Source organism: Paramicrobacterium fandaimingii, from assembly GCF_011751745.2.
Classification (GTDB): Bacteria; Actinomycetota; Actinomycetes; order Actinomycetales; family Microbacteriaceae; genus Paramicrobacterium; species Paramicrobacterium fandaimingii.
Window position 1 is genome coordinate 2128739 of record NZ_CP061170.1, and the last position, 18287, is coordinate 2147025.

General features: G+C 63.0%; 15 protein-coding genes. 5 read left to right on the top strand and 10 right to left on the bottom strand.

The window, feature by feature from the left end; all coding sequences use genetic code 11:
- The first annotated feature begins 67 nt into the window (after positions 1–67).
- A complete protein-coding gene (locus HCR84_RS10310) occupies positions 68–1621 on the top strand; it encodes a Mur ligase family protein (RefSeq protein ID WP_235940644.1) in 1554 nt (517 codons plus the stop codon).
- On the opposite strand, the gene dxr is transcribed toward HCR84_RS10310, so the two are convergent.
- Together dxr and HCR84_RS10320 are read right to left on the bottom strand one after the other, a co-directional pair.
- Positions 1618–2694 (bottom strand): 1-deoxy-D-xylulose-5-phosphate reductoisomerase, encoded by a 1077-nt coding sequence (dxr, locus tag HCR84_RS10315; RefSeq protein WP_166981338.1) that lies wholly within the window; start codon positions 2692–2694, stop codon positions 1618–1620. The two genes, HCR84_RS10310 and dxr, sit on opposite strands and share 4 nt — an antisense overlap.
- Positions 2695–2717: 23 nt before the next feature.
- On the bottom strand, positions 2718–3686 hold the full coding sequence (locus HCR84_RS10320; RefSeq protein WP_166981335.1) for an FKBP-type peptidyl-prolyl cis-trans isomerase: 969 nt from the start codon (positions 3684–3686) through the stop codon (positions 2718–2720).
- A gap of 121 nt (positions 3687–3807) precedes the next feature.
- Between HCR84_RS10320 and HCR84_RS10325 the strand changes: the two genes are divergently transcribed.
- On the top strand, positions 3808–4566 hold the full coding sequence (locus HCR84_RS10325; protein ID WP_166981332.1) for a lysophospholipid acyltransferase family protein: 759 nt from the start codon (positions 3808–3810) through the stop codon (positions 4564–4566).
- A gap of 8 nt (positions 4567–4574) precedes the next feature.
- On the opposite strand, the gene HCR84_RS10330 is transcribed toward HCR84_RS10325, so the two are convergent.
- Entirely contained in the window at positions 4575–5063 is a 489-nt protein-coding gene (locus HCR84_RS10330; protein WP_166981330.1) for an OsmC family protein, read from the bottom strand.
- Positions 5064–5131: 68 nt separating this feature from the next.
- Here HCR84_RS10330 and HCR84_RS10335 point away from each other — a divergent pair, with 68 nt between their 5' ends.
- Together HCR84_RS10335 and ald are read left to right on the top strand one after the other, a co-directional pair.
- On the top strand, positions 5132–6133 hold the full coding sequence (locus tag HCR84_RS10335) for an asparaginase (RefSeq protein WP_166981327.1): 1002 nt from the start codon (positions 5132–5134) through the stop codon (positions 6131–6133).
- Between the two features lie 98 nt (positions 6134–6231).
- On the top strand, positions 6232–7347 hold the full coding sequence (gene ald, locus HCR84_RS10340) for an alanine dehydrogenase (protein WP_166981324.1): 1116 nt from the start codon (positions 6232–6234) through the stop codon (positions 7345–7347).
- On the opposite strand, the gene HCR84_RS10345 is transcribed toward ald, so the two are convergent.
- The 7 genes from HCR84_RS10345 to HCR84_RS10375 form a co-directional block, all read right to left on the bottom strand.
- A complete protein-coding gene (locus tag HCR84_RS10345; RefSeq protein ID WP_166981322.1) occupies positions 7348–10146 on the bottom strand; it encodes an FtsK/SpoIIIE domain-containing protein in 2799 nt (932 codons plus the stop codon).
- A gap of 101 nt (positions 10147–10247) precedes the next feature.
- A complete protein-coding gene (locus HCR84_RS10350; protein ID WP_244972461.1) occupies positions 10248–11045 on the bottom strand; it encodes a PP2C family protein-serine/threonine phosphatase in 798 nt (265 codons plus the stop codon).
- Between the two features lie 92 nt (positions 11046–11137).
- Positions 11138–12295, bottom strand: a complete 1158-nt coding sequence (locus HCR84_RS10355) for a DUF4192 family protein (protein WP_166981319.1) — start codon at positions 12293–12295, stop codon at positions 11138–11140.
- 73 nt (positions 12296–12368) lie between these two features.
- Positions 12369–14342 carry an ABC transporter ATP-binding protein gene (locus HCR84_RS10360; protein ID WP_166981316.1) on the bottom strand — a complete coding sequence of 658 codons (1974 nt, stop codon included), beginning with the start codon at positions 14340–14342 and terminating at the stop codon, positions 12369–12371.
- Positions 14339–16072 carry an ABC transporter ATP-binding protein gene (locus tag HCR84_RS10365; RefSeq protein ID WP_166982056.1) on the bottom strand — a complete coding sequence of 578 codons (1734 nt, stop codon included), beginning with the start codon at positions 16070–16072 and terminating at the stop codon, positions 14339–14341. The genes HCR84_RS10360 and HCR84_RS10365 overlap by 4 nt, the downstream gene beginning before the upstream one ends.
- A gap of 8 nt (positions 16073–16080) precedes the next feature.
- Positions 16081–16665, bottom strand: a complete 585-nt coding sequence (locus HCR84_RS10370; protein WP_235940645.1) for a TetR/AcrR family transcriptional regulator — start codon at positions 16663–16665, stop codon at positions 16081–16083.
- A 42-nt stretch (positions 16666–16707) separates the two neighbouring features.
- Entirely contained in the window at positions 16708–17670 is a 963-nt protein-coding gene (locus HCR84_RS10375) for an aldo/keto reductase (RefSeq protein ID WP_166981313.1), read from the bottom strand.
- A 102-nt stretch (positions 17671–17772) separates the two neighbouring features.
- Between HCR84_RS10375 and HCR84_RS10380 the strand changes: the two genes are divergently transcribed.
- Complete coding sequence (locus HCR84_RS10380; RefSeq protein WP_166981310.1) at positions 17773–18279, top strand: methylated-DNA--[protein]-cysteine S-methyltransferase; 507 nt, start codon at positions 17773–17775, stop codon at positions 18277–18279.
- Positions 18280–18287 lie beyond the last annotated feature (8 nt).

Here is an 18287-nt window from a genome sequence, read left to right on the forward strand (position 1 = left end):
GCTGTCCCACGGCTGTGAGAGCATGGTGACATATTCATCACACGCATCGAGAAGGACACAACCCGCCGTGGAGGCTGACACATCCAGGGCGTCGAGACCGCATAGTCCGACGCCCAAATCTCTGAGCGAGCTCTCTGTCTCGTTCTCACTCACACCGCCCGAGACAGATCTCTCGTTTACGGGCATCACCCTCGCGAGCTCGCTCGTGCAGCCCGGCGACATCTATGTCGCGATACCCGGCGCACGTTTTCACGGCGCTCAGTTCGTTCCCGAGGCCATCGCACGCGGGGCCGTCGCAATCATCACGGATGCCGCCGGAGCTGAGCAGCTCGGGGACGCGACGGTACCGGTGCTCACCGCCCCCGCAAGCCCCCGCGAGATTCTCGGCCTCATGGCTGCGTGGACGTATGACACGGATCGCGACAGACCCCCGATGTTCGGGCTCACCGGAACAAACGGGAAAACCTCGACAGCGCACTTTCTCGAGGCGATCCTCACGCAGTTGGGTCTGCGAGTCGGTCTGAGTTCAACGGCCGAACGGCGCGCGGGGAGCGACGTGTTTCCGTCCGTGCTGACAACGCCCGAGTCCCCCGAAATGCACGCTCTTCTCGCACGGATGCGCGAGGTCGATGTCGAAGCGATCGTCATTGAGGTGAGCGCGCATGCGCTCACCCGGCACCGCGTCGACGGGCTGATGTTCGATGTCGCCGGCTTCACGAATCTCAGTCACGACCACCTCGACGATTACGCGTCGATGGACGACTATCTTGCGGCGAAGATCGCTCTCTTTCAGCCGGACAGGGCTCGCTCAGCGATCGTGTGCCTCGACACGGAGGCCGGACAGCGTGTCGTCGATGCCGCGGGCATTCCCGTCTCAACGATCAGCTCACGAGACGACGTCTCCGCCGATTGGTTCGTCGACATCGGAATGGAAAGCCCCGCTGCAACGGAGTTCACGCTCGTCAGCGAACGCCACGGATCCCTCACGACGAAGGTTCCCCTCATCGGCAGGCATATGGCAGCAAACGCGGGACTCGCCATCGCGATGCTTGTCGAAGCGGGCTTCGCGCTCGACGACATCGCCGGGGTGCTCACACGCGACGACGGCATCCTCGCTTCTGTTCCCGGCCGATCCACACGCATTCCTGTCGATCACGGCCCGGCCGTGATCGTCGACTCAGGGCACAGCCCCGATGCGTTCGCCAAGCTGCTTGAGGCTGCCAGACACGTCACGCCAGGCAAGGTGATCATGGTGGCCGGCGCAAATGGAAATCGCGACACGACGAAGCGAACCGAGATGGGCGAGGTGTCGGCGCTCGGCAGCGACATGCTCATCATCACCGATCATCATCCGCGCGACGAAGACCCTGCGAACATCAGGCGAGCGCTCCTCGACGCGGCACGCGACGCACGGCCAGACGGCGATATTCGCGAGGTTCCCGACCCCGCAGACGCTATTCGCGTCGCCGTCTCTGCGGCCGACGCCGACGACACAGTTGTCTGGGCTGGGCTCGCAGGCAAAGACTATCGGGAGATCGCCGGCGATAAGGTGCCTTTCTCCGTCGAAGACGAAACCCGCGGCGCGCTTCGCGAAGCGGGTTGGAGTCTCAGCGACGACTAGCCGATCAGTTGGTCCGCAGTCCTGCGTGCCCACTCTTCCGCATCGGCGAGCGATTCGCGGCTGAGCTCGTCGCTCGGCTCATGGGCGTCGACAACGCGCTGCACGGTGTCGACGATGTCCAGGTAGCCGATACGCCGCTCGTGGAATGCATGAACAGCCTGCTCATTCGCCGCGTTGAAGACCGCGGGGTATGTCCCGCCCGCGCGCCCGACGCGCTTCGCGAGCTCGACAGCGGGAAATGCTTCGTCATCGAGCGGTTCAAAGCTCCACTGCTGCGCCGTCGACCAATCGAGCGGCTCCCCCACCCCGGCCACGCGGTCGGGCCAATCCAACCCGAGCGAAATCGGCAGGCGCATGTCTGGCGGCGATGCCTGCGCAATCGTCGACCCGTCGACGAACTCGACCATCGAGTGCACAATCGACTGCGGATGCACAGTCACGTCGATGTCGTCGAATCCGACGTCAAACAGCAGGTGGGCCTCGATCACTTCAAGGCCCTTGTTCACGAGCGTCGACGAATTCGTCGTTACAACCCGACCCATGTTCCACGTGGGGTGGGCCAAAGCTTCCTCGGGCATGACGGCGGCGAGTGACGCACGCGTTCGCCCACGAAACGGGCCACCGGATGCTGTCAGCACGAGCCGGCGCACCTCGCCCGCTGTTCCCGCGCGCAGAGCCTGCGCAATTGCCGAGTGCTCGGAATCAACGGGCACGATCTGCCCAGGAGCTGCTGCACGACGAACAAGATCGCCGCCGACGATCAGCGACTCTTTGTTGGCGAGGGCAAGCGTTCGTCCGGCGTCAAGCGCCGCGAGCGTCGGGCCGAGGCCGACGGAGCCCGTAATGCCGTTGAGCACGACATCTGCCTCGACGTCGCGAACCAGCTGCTCGGCCTCTTCCGCACCGAGCGCGGTGTCATCGACGGAAAACGCAGACGCCTGCTCGGCGAGCCTCTCTCGGTTTGCGCCTGCTGCGAGCCCGACGACCTCGAAGCGCTGCGGGTTCGCGCGAATAACCTCGAGCGCCTGCGTGCCGATTGAACCTGTCGATCCAAGAATGACGACGCGTCTCATATCGACAGCTTAGCGTCGGGGTATCAGCGGCTTGTCGCGAGAATATCCACGACGAAGACGAGCGTGTCTGTTCCCTTGATGCCGGCAGATTCGCTTCCCGTCGCACCGTAACCGTCTTCGGGTGGAATCACGGCGATCACCTGGCTTCCGACGGTCTGGCCGACGAGCGCCTTCGTGAAGCCGGCGATCACATCGCCCGTGCCGAACTGCGCCGGAGCATCGCCCCAGCTTTGGTCGAAGACCTCCCCCGTGCGCCAGTTCACTCCCTGGTATTGCACGGTGACGCTGTCGCCGTCTTCGACGGTGGTTCCATCGCCCTTCTTCAGAACGCCGAGCTCGAACGCCGTCGGCGCCTTCGCCTCGGGGAGCGTGACTGAAGGGGCACCCGAATCGTCGAGTGTGACGCCGGGCAGCGACGGATCGACCTCCTGCGGTTCGCCTGTTGCCGTCTCCGGGGTGATCGAGACGACATCGGCAATGATCACAACGGCGTCTCCGGGGCCGACAGCACCGTCAGAGCTGCCCTGTTCTCCCCAGGCATCTGCCGCAGGGGACACCGAGACCACGCGGGAGCCAACGGGAACGCATTCGATGGCGCGAACGAGTGCGGGAATGAGCGCGTCATCGGCGATCTTCACCTGCATGGGTCCGCCGGCATACGAGCTTGACTGCACTTTCTCACCCGTCGTCGCGTTGTACAGCGTGATCTCGATTCCGGCCCAGTCACCGTGCGCCGTCTCGTCGCCATCGCCTTCGGTGATGACCGTGCGCTCGGTCGTGTCGACCTGAAGCGGGGTGTCGAACGTCGCCGTTGGCGCCTTTCCCTCGTCGCCCTCGACAGACACAGATTCGGATGCTGCGCCAGACGACGTGTCGAGACAGGTGCCTTCACTGGAGGCCTGCTCCGTCGACGTCGGCTTGGGGCTCGAGGAGCAGCCAGCGAGCAGAAGGGCGGTGATTGCCACGGGAATGATGACGTGTCGGAGGCGCACGAAAGTTCTCTTCCAGACGAGATACGGGTGAACCCGTCAAGTCTGCCCTATGTGCCATCGGGAAATGCTGGGCGCAAAGTTCATGCCTTCTCCGGAATAAGCGCGCGGGTAGCGTCGGAGAGTGTCTGATGCTGCAACGACCGCACCCGAGCGGGCAAAGAAGCCTGGTTTTGTCTATTGGCTGGGAAGGTTCGTGCTCACCCCTCTCGCTCGCGGCTATTACCGCCCGACGGTCACCGGGCGCAAAAACGTGCCGAAGACCGGGCGCGTCATCTTCGCCAGCAATCATCTGTCGTTCATTGACAGCATCGCGATCCCTGTGTGTGCCCCACGGCCCGTGCAGTTTCTTGCCAAATCCAGCTATTTCACCGGCAGTGGGCCGAAGGGCTGGCTCGAGCGCACGTTCTTCCGGTCAATCGGAGCTGTCGGCGTCGACAGGGGTGCCGGTCACGCGGCTCAGGCTGCGCTCGACAAGGGACGCGGAGTTCTCGAGAGCGAGAGCGCATTCGCGATCTATCCCGAGGGCACTCGCTCACGGGACGGGCGGCTGTACAAAGGCAGAACCGGGGTCGCCTGGCTTGCCTTGGCGACGGGGGCCATCGTCGTGCCCGTCGGTCTGAAGGGCACGGACGCGATGATGCCTGTCGGATCGACGATTCCCAAACGGTCGAAGGTGACCGTCGCGTTTGGCGAGCCCATCGACGTCAGAAAATATGGCGCGGCAACGTCGGGACGTGCGCGCCGGCAGGCGACGGACGAGATTATGGCCGCGATCCATGAGCTCAGCGGCCAAGAGCTCGCAGGCACATACAACGAGTCGCCCCCGGCCACTCCGGCAGAGAAGATCAGACAGGCCGTTTTGCGACCCGAGCGCCTCTGACCGAAGTGCTACGACGCTGACTCTGCCTCGTCGACGTCGATCTCCGGCTCGACGTGAATCGGAATGCTCACCGAGTTGGCGATGAAGCAAAGGCGGTGTGCTTCCTCGTGAGCGCGCACGGCAGCATCCGTGTCGCTTCCCGGAGCGAGCCGCACACGCGGGCGAAGAGTTACCTGGCTGAAGCCTCCCGAGCCATCAGAGTTCACGTCAAGAGTACCTGTCGGAGCGTCTGAGTACGCCGTCACAACCACACCGGCCTTCACCGCCGCGTGAAAGTACGAGAGCATGTGGCACTGTGCCAGCGAGGTGAGAAAAAGCTCTTCCGGGTTCCACCTGTCGGCATCCCCGTGGAATGTGCTGTCGGCCGAGCCATCGATCTCAGGTTTGCCCGAGGCGATGATGCGCAGGTCGCGGCCGTAGCTGCGGTATCCGTTTGTGCCCGTGCCTCTGTTTCCCGTCCAGACGATTTCAACGTTGTACGTGTGCTGACTCACCATGCATTCAGCATGACAGATCTCACAGGCAGAGTACGCTGAATGATCGGCGCAACACTGACGGAGGTTTCATGGCACAGCTCGGCACATTCACGGCAGAAGAGGCTCGAGAACTCGCGATCCTCACCCGATCGGGATTCGTCGAATCCCGTCATGTCGGATCCGCTGTCGTGCTTGACCAGCATGGAGATATTCAGCGCAGCATCGGGGCGCCGGACAAGCCGATCTTTCCCCGTTCCTCCCTCAAGCCGTTTCAGGCGATCGCCGTTTTGAATGCCGGAGTTCAGCTGCGCGGTGCGCAGGCTGTGCTCGCGACAGCGAGCCACACGGGAACGATGAAGCACATGTCGACGGTGCGTGCGATGCTGGCGACAGCGGGACTCACGGAAGACGCGCTGCAGTGCCCTCCGGCGCTTCCCCAAGACGAATCGACCCGAAACACCATGATCCAGCAGGGTGTCGGGCCGCAGCGCATTGCGATGAATTGCTCGGGAAAGCATGCGGCGATGCTGCTTGCCTGCGCGGCGAACGGGTGGGACACCGAGGGATACCTTCATCCGGAGCATCCGATGCAGCGTGCCGTACTCGATACCGTCGAGCGCTTCACCGGAGAGAAGCCCGCTGCCACCGCTACCGACGGATGCGGTGCGCCGGTCTTCGCTGTGTCGCTCGTCGGACTGGCTCGAGGAATCGCGCGTGTGCGCACGTCCTCGCCCTCGTCACCCTTCGCCATCTACCGCAACGCGGGCGTGCTCGCCGAAGCGGTTCTCGAGGACCCGTGGGCGATCCAAGGCCCGGGCACCCCGAACACGATTGTGATCGAACGCCTTGGCGTGTTCGCCAAGCTCGGGGCCGAAGGCGTCATGGTCATGGCTGCGAGAGACGGCACGACAGCTGCGCTGAAGATGCTCGACGGCAGCGGGCGAGCCGCAATGATTGTGGCTCTCGAGTTGCTTGTTCGCGCGGGTTCCCTCTCTCGCAGCGACGTTGACGCGGTGATTCCCGACCTAGACCTCTCGGTTCTCGGCGGAGAAGCGGTTGTCGGGCACATCGAGGTCTCGCCGACGCTCTGACCCAGGCGCTCCTCCGCCGCGCCCGGAGTGGCCGTTCATCGCCATAGGCTGGACGACGGGCGAAACATGCCCGTTCACCGTGCACGATGAGGAGCACCATGAGGATTGCTGTACCGACAGAAATCAAGAACAACGAGTATCGGGTGGCCATCACTCCGGCGGGCGCTCACGATCTGATCGCCGCTGGCCACGAGGTAATTGTGCAGTCTGGAGCGGGTGAGGGATCATCGATCCCCGACGCCGCCTATTCGGATGTTGGGGTGACGATCGCACCCGATGCTGACGAGGTGTGGGGCGCCGCAGACCTTGTACTCAAGGTGAAGGAGCCGATCGAGAGCGAGTATCGGCATTTTCGCAGCGACCTTCTGCTCTTCACCTACCTGCACCTTGCCGCGGACAAGCAGCTGACGACAGCGCTTCTCGATTCGGGAATGACGGCGCTTGCCTACGAAACCGTCGAGTTGCCCGACCGGTCGCTGCCTCTCCTCGCACCGATGAGCGAGGTAGCCGGCCGCCTCTCGGCGATTGTCGGCGCCAACACTCTGCTCAAGCCAGCCGGAGGCCCCGGGCTCCTCGTTCCGGGCGTACCGGGAACGCACCCAGCCAACATCACCGTGATCGGCGGAGGAGTCGCTGGAACCAACGCGGCGCACGTTGCGCTGGGACTCGGTGCCCGTGTCACGGTGCTCGACACGAATCTGTCCCGGTTGCGCGACATTGACGCGCTATACGGGGGACGAATCGAAACAGTCGCGTCGAATGCCGTCGAGATCGAACGATCCGTGATCGGGGCTGACCTCGTGATCGGCTCGGTTCTTGTGCCTGGCGCCCGCGCGCCCAAACTCGTGACAAACGACCTGGTCGCACGGATGCGGAAGGGAAGCGTGCTCGTGGACATTGCCATCGACCAGGGCGGATGCTTCGAAGACAGCCATCCGACAACTCACGCCGAGCCGACGTTCCCCGTGCACGGATCGGTGTTCTATTGCGTGGCGAACATGCCGGGGGCGGTTCCGCACACCTCGACATACGCGCTGACGAACGCGACGCTTCCCTACATCCGCTCCGTGGCGACGCATGGCTGGAAGGCCGCAGCCATGCGTGATGCGGCGCTCGCCAAGGGCTTGAACGTTCACGGCGGCGCGATTGCCAATCAGGGCGTTGCCGAGGCGCATGGACTCCACCTCACCCCGGTGGAGACTCTGCTGACGTGATCACAGCTGGCAGCGTGTGATGACACCGTCATTCGCAATGCGCCACGCACGCCCGGGCTGAACGTGCAGGTACGGCGGTCGTGCTCGAGAGCGCGTGATCGCCCGGTATTCGCTTGGCGAGCACGATTCCACAACGAGAGTCGACGTTGCTCGCAATGTCGCCAAAAGCGACCAGTTTGTCTGCCAGGCGTCGGCATCACCCACCAGAATCACCTGACGTGCCGATTCGTCGTGCCGCGCCGCAGATGTTCCGACGGCCAACATTGTGACGGTTGCGTCAGGGTGTCGTTGACGCAGGCGCGCGGCAGTCTGCTGTGGCCGAGCCGTGCACACGAGCACGGTCTCGGTTGCAGCAACCTCGAGAAGCGCAGCGTTCAGCCCGTCGTGGGGACGCAGCGCGAGCTCGACGGAGGCGAGCTGAAGCGTGGTGCCGTTCCATACGGCACTGCCCGCTGGGCGGTTGTCAGAAAACGTCGAGCTGTCGCCACCGGCCAGAATATGCTCCTGTCGTGAGGCCATTCTCATCATGATCGTCGAATCGAACAGCGCGCCGAGGCTGTTCATACCTCGGCCAAGCCGCTGAGCTGTCGCCACAGCCCAGACGCCCGCACGCGGACCGGTGCGCAGCACACGTGACAGCAGCGAGATCGTGTGGTCAGCGTCATCGTCGCCGAGGCGCCCAAGCATCGCATCGAGATCGTCGATCACAAGAACAGTTCCGCGTCTCGCGGCTTCCTGCCCCGGCTGCTCTGATTGCGCAGCGAGGCGTTCGAGCTCGTCAAACGCACGCTCCAGGTCATCCGGGAGCACACTGACGTGCCAGCGTTCTCCCGCCTGCTCTTCAAGGCATCGCGCAAACGTGCTCTTTCCCGCGCGAGCGGCTCCGAGTACGAGAAGACTGCCCTGCGCACTTGGACTCCACTGAGCAACGTCCTGCCGCTGCTCACGGGGGATGTCGGCCATTCCCAGAACGAACGCATCGGCCGAGCGCGGAAGCGAGCTCAGCTCGATGACGGTGGGCAGCGGGTCGAGCCAGGGCCGACGAGGCATCCGCTCGCCCGCGTGAGCACGCGCAACGACGTCAATGTCTTCTGGCCGAACCCGCGCGATCTGCACAGTCATCGGTTCGCTGTCGGGAACGACAACGATGCTTCGTCCTGGTGGGTCGACAGGCAGCGATGCTGCGGAATCGACGCCGACAACGGCAGAACTGTCTGAGCGGTTGTTGACTCGGAGGCTCACGCGGAGTGTGCAGTTTGCGAGGAGCGAGTCTTTGACAACGCCCGTTGGACGCTGCGTGCAGAGCACGAGGTGCATGCCAAGTGAACGTCCACGTGCCGCAATATCGACGAAGAGCGCATGGAGTTCGGGAAATCCGTCGAGCATCGCCGCAAATTCGTCGACGATGATGACAAGCCGTCCCAAACCCGTGACATTCGCAGAATCGTGCTCGCCCTGCTCTCTCAGGGTGCGCTCGCGATACGTCACTTCGGCTTTGAGACTTTCCAACGCACGAGTGGCGCCCTGCGGGTCGAGGTCGGTGATCACGCCGACGACGTGCGGGAGCGTCTGCAGCGGACCAAACGTCGCTCCGCCTTTGAAATCGACGAGCAGCAGGGCGAGCTCACTCGGTGTATTGCGCGCGGCAAGGCTCAACGCCCACGTCGAGAGAAGCTCGCTCTTTCCGCTCCCTGTCGTCCCGCCGATGACAGCGTGCGGACCGTGTTCGACAAGATCGACGACGACGTCCCCTCGGGAGTCGCGCCCGAGGGCGGCCCGTGTGCCGACGCCAGAATCGCTGTGCGACAGCTCGCTCCAGTCGACAACGTCGGGCGGTGCTCCGAACGCAGACATGATGCCGGTGTCTGCGGCGAGGGCGGCGAGTCTGCGGGCATACGCTTCGGCGGCGACGGTCGTCACGGGGTACGTCGTCAGTTCGCGTGCGTCTGCCGGGTCATCTGCTCCCTGCCAATCGGCGGTGACTGCAGACTCGCAGCTGACGAGCTCAGCGCAGCTGGATGGAACCGTCTCAATGGCATCGGAGACGGCAAGAGTGACGTCAGCATCGGGGACAGCCAGCGTCGGGTCCTCGACAACGCGCACGGTCAGCGCCGCCTCTCCTGCCCGCGTGGAATGGGGAAGCTGTCTCGCCCAGTCCCAACCGGTCTCGGGCAGAGAGACGATGCTCATCGATCGAGGATCAGCCGCATTGCACAGTTGCAGCAGGTAGCCGCGGCATACCGCCCGGGCGAGGATGGGCGGCCCGAGTACGGCGATGCCCCGTGATGCGTCGACAGTGCATGGTGCATCGCTGATGACCGCCGCTTTGCGGCACAGCTCCTCATTCTCCGGCGCCTCGGTGGCTCCCGTCAGCGAGAGCGTACTCGGAAGGTCTCCCAGCCCGAGTACGACGGCTCGGCGTCGGTGGTCCGGCGAACGCCAGCGCATCATCCGCCCGCCGTCATCGAGCACTTCGCGGGCGCTCGGGGTCTGTGTGAGCCGCTTCTCGCGTTCGACAGCGTGTCGGTCGCCCAGCTGCTCCGTGAGCTCGTCGATTGCCCTGTGATACTCGTGCGTTTGGCGCCGCTTGGTTCGGCGCCCTGTCATCCGACTGTCCATCATGCCGGCGATCGCAATCACCGGCCCGAGTATCGCGAACATCAGAACATACGGCGAACGCGTGATTGCCCAGATGGCGACGGCCGCAATCACGGGGGCAATGCTCGCCATCACGGGAAACGGGGCGCGCGTCTGCTCACCGGGCGGCGCAGGAACCCGAATCTGTGCGTGCTGTGTCATGCCTCCACATCACCACGGACAGCACACGTGGAGTCAGCGGCGTCGCGAATCTGATGAGAACGGTGGAAAATCGCGCCCTGTGGACGAAGAATCGTCTGCGGTCAGTCCGTCTCGTCTTCGGAGGATTCCTCGCCGACGACGTCGAGAACCAGCACGGTCACGTTGTCTCGGCCTCCGTTCTCGACCGCGGCCTCCACCATCAGGTTTGCGGCGTCAATGGCTTCCGGAGCACGCTCGAGAAAATGGAGGATGCCGTAGTCAGTGAGTTCCTTCGTGAGTCCATCTGAGCAGATGACCCATCGGGTGTTCTTTTCAATCGGCACATTCAGGTAGTCGGGCACCGGGTCGTCTGTGAACCCGACCGCGCGGGTGATCACATTTCCCTGCGGATGATTTTCTGCCTCGTCTGGCGAGATCGCCCCGATCGCAATGAGCTCCTGTACAACAGAGTGGTCTGTCGTGACCTGCGCGAGCTCTCCGTCACTTTCGACGTATACCCGAGAGTCACCGATGTTGAAGACCGTCCAGAACGGTTCGGCATCTGTCGAGGTGAATGCGATGCCGGTCACCGTTGTTCCCGTGCCAACGTCAATGTCGTCTTCATCGGCAAGCTCGACGATCGCATCGCGGAGTGAGGCCTCGATGCCGTCGTGGGTGATGCCGGATTCGGAGAGGGCAAATGCCGAGAGGTGTTTGACGACGGCACCGCTTGCCAGCTCCCCAGCCGCGTAGCCGCCCATTCCGTCAGCGACGGCAAAAAGCGGAAATTCCCCTATGACGGAGTCTTGATTCACTTCCCGTTTGCGCCCGACGTGGGTTACGGCGCCCCAGCGAAGGAGAAGGTTCTCCCCACGCACTGTCACGGCATGAGAATCCGTGAACGTGGTGGCTTCTGACACGTGTCGCCCTTCGGTCGTCTTCAGACGCTCGCGATACAACGCCCTAGCGTGCCATAGTACCGGTTCGGGCCCGGTGTCCGTGCCACGGTGAGTCAGCGAGTTGGATCTCCCGCGACCGGCTCCGATGACTCCGCCGACAGTTCGTCCGGGTCGTAAAACGCCCAGTCAGGGTTCGTGCCTGAGTCAAGAATCATGCGCATGATGATGGCGAGCCCGTACGTGCCGTCGGTTGCGATGGCCTCGCGCTGCCATTCTGCAGAGAACGAGCTGAGACCCAATGCCCAGTAGCACCAGCTGATCAGCGTCAGGCCCGGTGCCCGATCATCCGGATGCTGCAGGGCGCACATGCGCTTCAAAAGAGTGATCGCCGTGCGCAAGTGCTCGGCATCGGGCCGGACCTCGATGCGCCCGGCGAACGCGTACATCCAGGGATCGTCGATGCTCTCCGTCGCGAAGATCTCCGGTGCGACGACGCGATTCCACAGGTGCGTGCCCGACTCTGGCCCCCATGCCCAGCTGTATGCGAGAACATCGCGTAGAACGGGCTCGTCGAGCAGTTCAGCGATGAATGCAAGCTCGGCATCGAGCACGTCAGCCCCATCGGCGACGTAGGAGGCCATTGCCGAGGCAAATTCGGAGCCGTCCGCCGGAAACGCATTGTCTGCACTGCCTGACCCAGCGTTCTCTTCGACCGCGTCAACCGGCACGCGAGCGAGGGCCGTGCGTGCCTTGGCGAAGACCTCGCGGTCGTCAGCGTCGACATCGGGGAGCCGCAGCTCGGCGTCAGTGTCGAGAATGCTCCCGTCGGGCAGGTCTTCTGGGTCAGCGATCAGCGAAAGATCGTGACCTCGGCACGAGTCATCGAGGTAGCCACCCCAGGCATCGGCGGCAACGCAGAGCATGTCGATCACCTCGAGCCCACGCTTCTCAATACGCGGAGCGAGGGCTGCAGCGAAACGCTCGTGTGGAATCCCTCCCGCGTCTGCAAAGGTATGCGTCGTGTAGATGACGGGAATCACACCGGTGATGCGCGGAATGCGCGTCACGGCATCGAGCGCTGCCTCGATTGCCTCGTCTTCAGACTCCGGGGCGGTTAACGCTCCGCGGTCAAGGCGCATCGCCCCGCACGTGCTCTGATCTCGAAAAGCGACAAGGACAACGGAGTCGATCGGACGCATGCCAACGAGAGCAGGCACATATGACAGAAGCTCGTGAGGCGCCGAGAGGCTGACGCGCGATGTTGTGACCATGGCGACAAGTGTCGTCTGCAGGAAACGGCGTCGCTACCCGCTCGGGAGCGACTGGGGATAACCTCGCAGGCCGTCAGGTCTGTGGACGAGCGTTGCCAGCCAGGTCCACGGCAAGCGAGTCTCCGCCGACGTCCTCGTCGAGCGGCGCTTCAAACTGGGAACGATACAGCTCTGCATAGGCGCCATCGGCCGCGAGGAGCTGCTCGTGATCACCGCTCTCGACGATGTGGCCGTCTCTCATCACCACAATGACGTCGGCATCACGAATCGTCGACAGCCTGTGTGCGATGACGAAGCTCGTGCGATCTGCTCGAAGCGCGGCCATCGCCTCCTGAACGAGAACCTCTGTGCGTGTGTCGACAGAGCTCGTCGCCTCATCGAGGATGAGGATGTCTGGCTTCGCGATGAACGCACGCGCGATGGTGAGGAGCTGCTTTTCCCCCGCGCTCACATTGTCTGCCTCGTCACCGAGGAGCGTGTCGTAGCCATCGGGGAGCGCGTGCACGAACCGATCGACATACGCTGCCCGTGCAGCATCCATGATCTCGTCCTCTGTGGCGCCTTGGCGACCGTAGGCGATGTTGTCTCGGATCGTTCCCTCGAACAGCCAGGTGTCTTGAAGCACCATTCCCGTTCGGGATCTGAGGCCATCTCTCGTCATTGTCGCGATGTCAACGCCGTCAAGAAGAATGCGTCCCGACGTCGGCTCATAGAACCGCATGATCAGGTTGACAAGCGTCGTCTTTCCCGCGCCCGTCGGACCGACGATCGCAATCGTGCTTCCCGGATCGGCGACAAGCGAGAGGTTATCGATGAGCGGCCGCTCCGGCGCGTAGCTGAACGACACGTCATCAAACTCAAGACGCCCCTCAGCCGAGGCTGGTGTGCTCGGCTGTTCGGGATCCAGAGACTGCTCATCGGCGTCGAGAAGCTCAAACACGCGCTCGGCAGATGCCACGCCGGACTGCAGCAGATTCGCCATGGAACCGAGCTGAGCGAGCGGCTGAGTGAACTGCCGTGAGTATTGGATGAATGCCTGGATGTCGCCAAGAGCCAACGTTCCACCCGAAACCATGAGACCGCCGACGACGGCGATGACGACGTAGATCAGGTTGCCGATGAATGTCATCGCAGGCATGATGATTCCCGAGATGAACTGGGCGCCGAAGCTCGCCTCATACAGCTCGTGGTTCTTCTCCCTGAACCGATGCGACACTTCCCGTTGCCGACCGAAGACCTTCACAAGTGCGTGGCCCGTGTAGCTCTCTTCGATCTGAGCGTTGAGTTCCCCCGTTGACTTCCACTGGGCGATGAAGCGCTTCTGGGAGCGTTTGGCAATCTGCGCGGTGACGACGACGCTGACCGGAACCATGATGAGCGCGACGAGTGCGAGCAGGGGCGAGATGATGACCATCATCGTGACGACGCCAATCACCGTGAGCAGGCTCGTGAGAATCTGGCTCATCGTCTGCTGAAGGCTCTGCGAGATGTTGTCGATGTCGTTTGTCACGCGGCTGAGAAGCTCGCCGCGCGGCACATTGTCAAAATAGCTGAGCGGAAGTGCGTGAATCTTCGACTCGACGTCTTGCCGCATGCGATAGACGGTTCGCTGTACGACGCCGTTGAGAATCAGCGCTTGGATGAGTGCAAAGCCGAACGAAAGCACGTAGACAGCAAGTGCGAGCAGAAGCGTTCTCACAAGAGCGTCCACGTCGATTCCCTGCCCCGGCGTCAGCGCCATATTCGACATCATGTCGGCCTGCTGATTCTGGCCGCTCTGCCGCAGGCCCTCGATCACCTGCTGCTTGCTTACCCCCTCGGGAATCTGAAGCGAGATGCTGCCTTCGAACACGAGCGTTGTCGCGTTGCCGAGAATCTTCGGTCCGAGAACGTTGAGGCCGACGCTGACGATTGTCAGCACGATCACCCACGCAATGCGCACTCGCTCTGGCTTTAGTCGCCCGAGAAGCCGCTTGGCACTCGGGACGAAATTCATCGCCTTCTGCCCGGGGGCAAGGCCTGGGCCCTTCGCCTGCTTTTCGCTCATGCTGCGTCCTCCGCTGTGAGCTGCGATTCCACGATCTCCCGGTATGTGTCGTTCGTCTCGAGAAGCGAGTCATGCGTTCCGATCCCAACGACCCGACCCGCGTCGAGCACGATGATCTGGTCGGCGCCCGTGATCGTGGACACACGCTGAGCCACGACAATCTGTGTCGCTGCGCCCGCGTCACGGCGAAGCGCGCGCCGCAGTCGTGCGTCGGTTGAGACGTCTAAGGCAGAGAAGGAGTCGTCGAAAACGAGGATGCTCGGGCGCTTCACGAGAGCACGCGCGATGGCGAGCCGCTGACGCTGCCCTCCCGACACGTTTGTGCCTCCCTGAGCGATGGGCGCGTCGAGGCCCTCGCTCAGCGACGACACAAAATCGCGAGCCTGAGCCGTCGTGAGTGCCTGCCACAGCTCCTCGTCGCTCGCGTCGGGTTTGCCGTATCGCAGGTTCGACGCAACGGTGCCGCTGAACAGGTAGGGCTTCTGAGGGACAAGCCCGATCGCAGCCCACAGGGCATCGGGGTCAAGGTGCCTCACGTCGACCCCGCCGACCTGCACGCTGCCTTCCGTTGCGTCGAAAAGCCGCGGAAGCAACCCGACGAACGTCGTCTTGCCCGCGCCTGTCGACCCGATGATCGCCGTTGTCGTGCCGGGTTCAACCGTGAACGAGATGTCGTCGAGCACGGGCTTCTCTGCCCCGGGGTAGCAGAACGTCACGTTGCGCACCTCGACCGTGCCCCGCTGCGGCATGTGCGTCTCGCCGGCATCCGGAAATTCGACGCTTGGGGCTGTGTGCAGCACCTCACCGATCCGCTCGGCGCAGACCGTGGCACGGGGAAGCATCATGAACATGAATGTCGACATCATGACGGCCATGAGAATCTGCATGAGGTACTGCAGAAAGGCCATGACGGTGCCCACCTGAATGTCGCCGTCTTGCACGCGAAACGCGCCGAACCAGATGACAGCGACGCTCGACACGTTGAGCACGAGCATGACGACGGGGAACATCATCGCCATGTACCGGCCGGCGCGGAGCGTCGTGTCAGTGACGTTGACGTTCGCGACGTTGAACCGCTCGCGCTCGGTACGTTCACGGACGAACGCCCTGATCACACGGATGCCGGTGAGCTGCTCTCTGAGCACTTGGTTGACGGCGTCGATGCGCCGCTGCATCGCACGGAAGAGCGGAACCATCCGCGAGATGATGAAACTGACGAAAATCAAGAGCACGGGAATCGACACAGCCATCAGCCACGACAGCTGAACGTCTTGCTGGAGGGCCATGACCACCCCGCCGATCGCGAGAATCGGCGCCATGACCATAAGCGTGCAGCTCATCAGCACGAGCATCTGAACTTGCTGCACATCGTTCGTCGTCCGCGTGATGAGCGATGGAGCGCCGACCTCGGCCACCTCGCGCTCAGAGAACGCCGACACTTTGTCGAAGACCGCGGTGCGCACATCTCGGCCGAGTGCCATTGCCGCCTTCGCGCCGAAGTACACGGCGACGATCGAGCAGACGACCTGGCCTAGCGAGATGCCGAGCATCAGGATGCCGACACGGATGATGTACCCGGTGTCGCCCTTCGCGACGCCTTCATCGATGATGTCGGCGTTGAGCGTTGGCAGGTAGAGCGACGCGACGGCCTGGGCGAATTGAAAGACGACGACACCGATGAGCAGCGGAGTGTGCGGCCTGAGGTATTGCTTGAGCAGCCGAACGAGCATGTTTCCCTTCACGATTGAACCTCCGGATGCTGCCCGACAACGCCATACAGCATCAGCTGGGTGAGCTCGTCATCTGTGAACTCATTTCCGGTGTTGAATGCCGGAATCGCTGCAGCGAATGCCATCATTCTCACGAGGTGGGCGATGCGCTCTGGCGGAACGTTGAGGCGCTCCGCATCGGGGGCAAGAACTTCGGCGATGATCTCGGCGTAGACATGACGGTGTTCCCTCTGGTGGCTGCTGCGCGGGTCGCCGACGAGACCCGCGAGCCTGACCACTCCAGAGAACCGCTCACGAAGCGTGCGGACGATCTCGAGCAGCTTACGCTCCAGCGGCAGTTCGCGACTGATGTGGGCAAGCCGATTGCGGAATCCGTCGGGGTCGAAGTATTTCTCGATTGCCGCGCTGACGATGCTCTCCTTGTCATCGAAGGCGCGAAAAAGGGTCCCCTCGCCGACGCAGGCCGCCTCAGCGATCTGCTTGGAGGTCACCGAGGGACCATGCTCGAAGATCAGCGGGATAACGGCATCGAGGATTGATTCTCGTCGCTGCTCCGGCGCCATTGGACTCGCGCGTTTCGTGGTTCCGCTCACCAGAGAACACTATCGGAGTGAGCGCTCACTCCGCAATCGGGATCACGAGAAGATCGCTGAAATTCTCTCAACCTCCTCCGCCGACGCGCACCAGCTGGTCGCAGCATCCGCGTTCTGTCTCATCTGCTCCGGCGTTGTCGCTCCGGCAATCACGCTCGTCAGCTGTGGCTGCGCAAGCAACCACCCAAAAGTCGCCTGCAGCATGCTGATCCCACGCTCCGAACAGAACGCCTCGTACCGATCCATGGCCTCCCACGGTGCGTTCTCGATCACGTGACGACGTTGGCGCATGATGCGTAAGTTCTCCGGACCGCCTGAGCGGCTGAACTTGCCGGTGAACAGGCCGTTGCTGAGGGGAAAGAACGGCAAGAATCCGAGCCCCGCCCGCCGCACAGCGGGCAGGAGCTCGCGCTCAGCCTCCCGGGAGGCGAGGTTGTATTCGTTTTGTGACGAGATGAATTTCGTGTTCCCGTTCAGTTCCGCGCGAAGGTCGGCTTCGATGACCTGCCATGACGCGAGGTTCGAATGCCCGATGTAGCGAACCTTTCCCTCGGAAATCAACTCGTCAAGTGCGCCGAGAGTCTCGGCGATCGGGGTAATCGGATCGGGCGTGTGGAGCTGGTAGAGGTCGATCCAGTCGGTCTGCAGCCGTCGAAGCGAGGCCTCGACCGCAAGCCGAACGTATCGGCGTGACCCTTTTGCACCCCACGATGGAAGTCCCACGTCGGCATTCGAATGCCCGAACTTTGTTGCGAGCACGACGTTCTCTCGCCTGCCGCGAAGCGAGGTGCCCATGAGCGTCTCACTGAGCCCCGGCTCTTTTCCATACATGTCTGCCGTGTCGAAGAAGGTCACGCCGGCGTCGAGCGCAGCATCGATCACGGCGTCCGTTCCCTCCTGCGTCTCTGTCGCCGTGCCTGCACGGCCGAAGTTGTTGCACCCGAGCCCCGTTGCCGACACCATCAATCCAGAGTGCCCAAGCGGTCTGTAGATCATTTCAGCCATATCATCAGCTTATCCTCGCCCACAGGCTGCGTGTCGGGGCGGATATCCACAGCTTGCTCCCTCGTCGACTGATGACGCTGCCGCGATGAATAGCCTGCCGTCATGATTGATCCACCATTCGACATTCCCGAGTATCTTGCCGTCGTTTCGACCCCGATCGGGCGACTGGAACTCCTCAGTGAGGGCCAGACCGTCACGTGTCTCACCATTGAAGACAACGGCAGCCTCCCCCATGACGACCTGCCCCGTCGCACGAACGATGTGCTTGACGAGGCCGCAACGCAGCTCTGCGAATACTTTGATGGTTCACGGCAGGAATTCACCGTTCCCTTCACGGCGAATGGCACGCCGTTCCAGCGTGCGGTTTGGGACGGCCTTGCCCTCGTCCCTTACGGGTCAGTCGTCAGCTACGCGACTCTCGGCAGCAACGCGGTCGGCACACGCGGCGGGCGAGCGATCGGGCGCGCTGTCGCGTGCACACCTGTGCCGCTGCTGATTCCCAGTCACCGGGTTGTGTCGGCGACAGGCAAGCTGACGGGGTACACGGGCAGCGCTGGCGTCGCCATCAAGAAATGGCTCATTGAGCACGAAAGCGCCGACGCGAGCTAACCGGTGAC

Bases quoted from the DNA above. Each gene is read 5' to 3' on its own strand.
- dxr (WP_166981338.1), bottom strand. From the start codon at position 2,694: ATGAGACGCGTCGTCATTCTTGGATCGACAGGTTCAATCGGCACGCAG.
- HCR84_RS10330 (WP_166981330.1), bottom strand. From the start codon at position 5,063: ATGGTGAGTCAGCACACGTACAACGTTGAAATCGTCTGGACGGGAAAC.
- HCR84_RS10335 (WP_166981327.1), top strand. From the start codon at position 5,132: ATGGCACAGCTCGGCACATTCACGGCAGAAGAGGCTCGAGAACTCGCG.
- ald (WP_166981324.1), top strand. From the start codon at position 6,232: ATGAGGATTGCTGTACCGACAGAAATCAAGAACAACGAGTATCGGGTG.
- HCR84_RS10345 (WP_166981322.1), bottom strand. From the start codon at position 10,146: ATGACACAGCACGCACAGATTCGGGTTCCTGCGCCGCCCGGTGAGCAG.
- HCR84_RS10355 (WP_166981319.1), bottom strand. From the start codon at position 12,295: ATGGTCACAACATCGCGCGTCAGCCTCTCGGCGCCTCACGAGCTTCTG.
- HCR84_RS10360 (WP_166981316.1), bottom strand. From the start codon at position 14,342: ATGAGCGAAAAGCAGGCGAAGGGCCCAGGCCTTGCCCCCGGGCAGAAG.
- HCR84_RS10365 (WP_166982056.1), bottom strand. From the start codon at position 16,072: ATGCTCGTTCGGCTGCTCAAGCAATACCTCAGGCCGCACACTCCGCTG.
- HCR84_RS10375 (WP_166981313.1), bottom strand. From the start codon at position 17,670: ATGGCTGAAATGATCTACAGACCGCTTGGGCACTCTGGATTGATGGTG.
- HCR84_RS10380 (WP_166981310.1), top strand. From the start codon at position 17,773: ATGATTGATCCACCATTCGACATTCCCGAGTATCTTGCCGTCGTTTCG.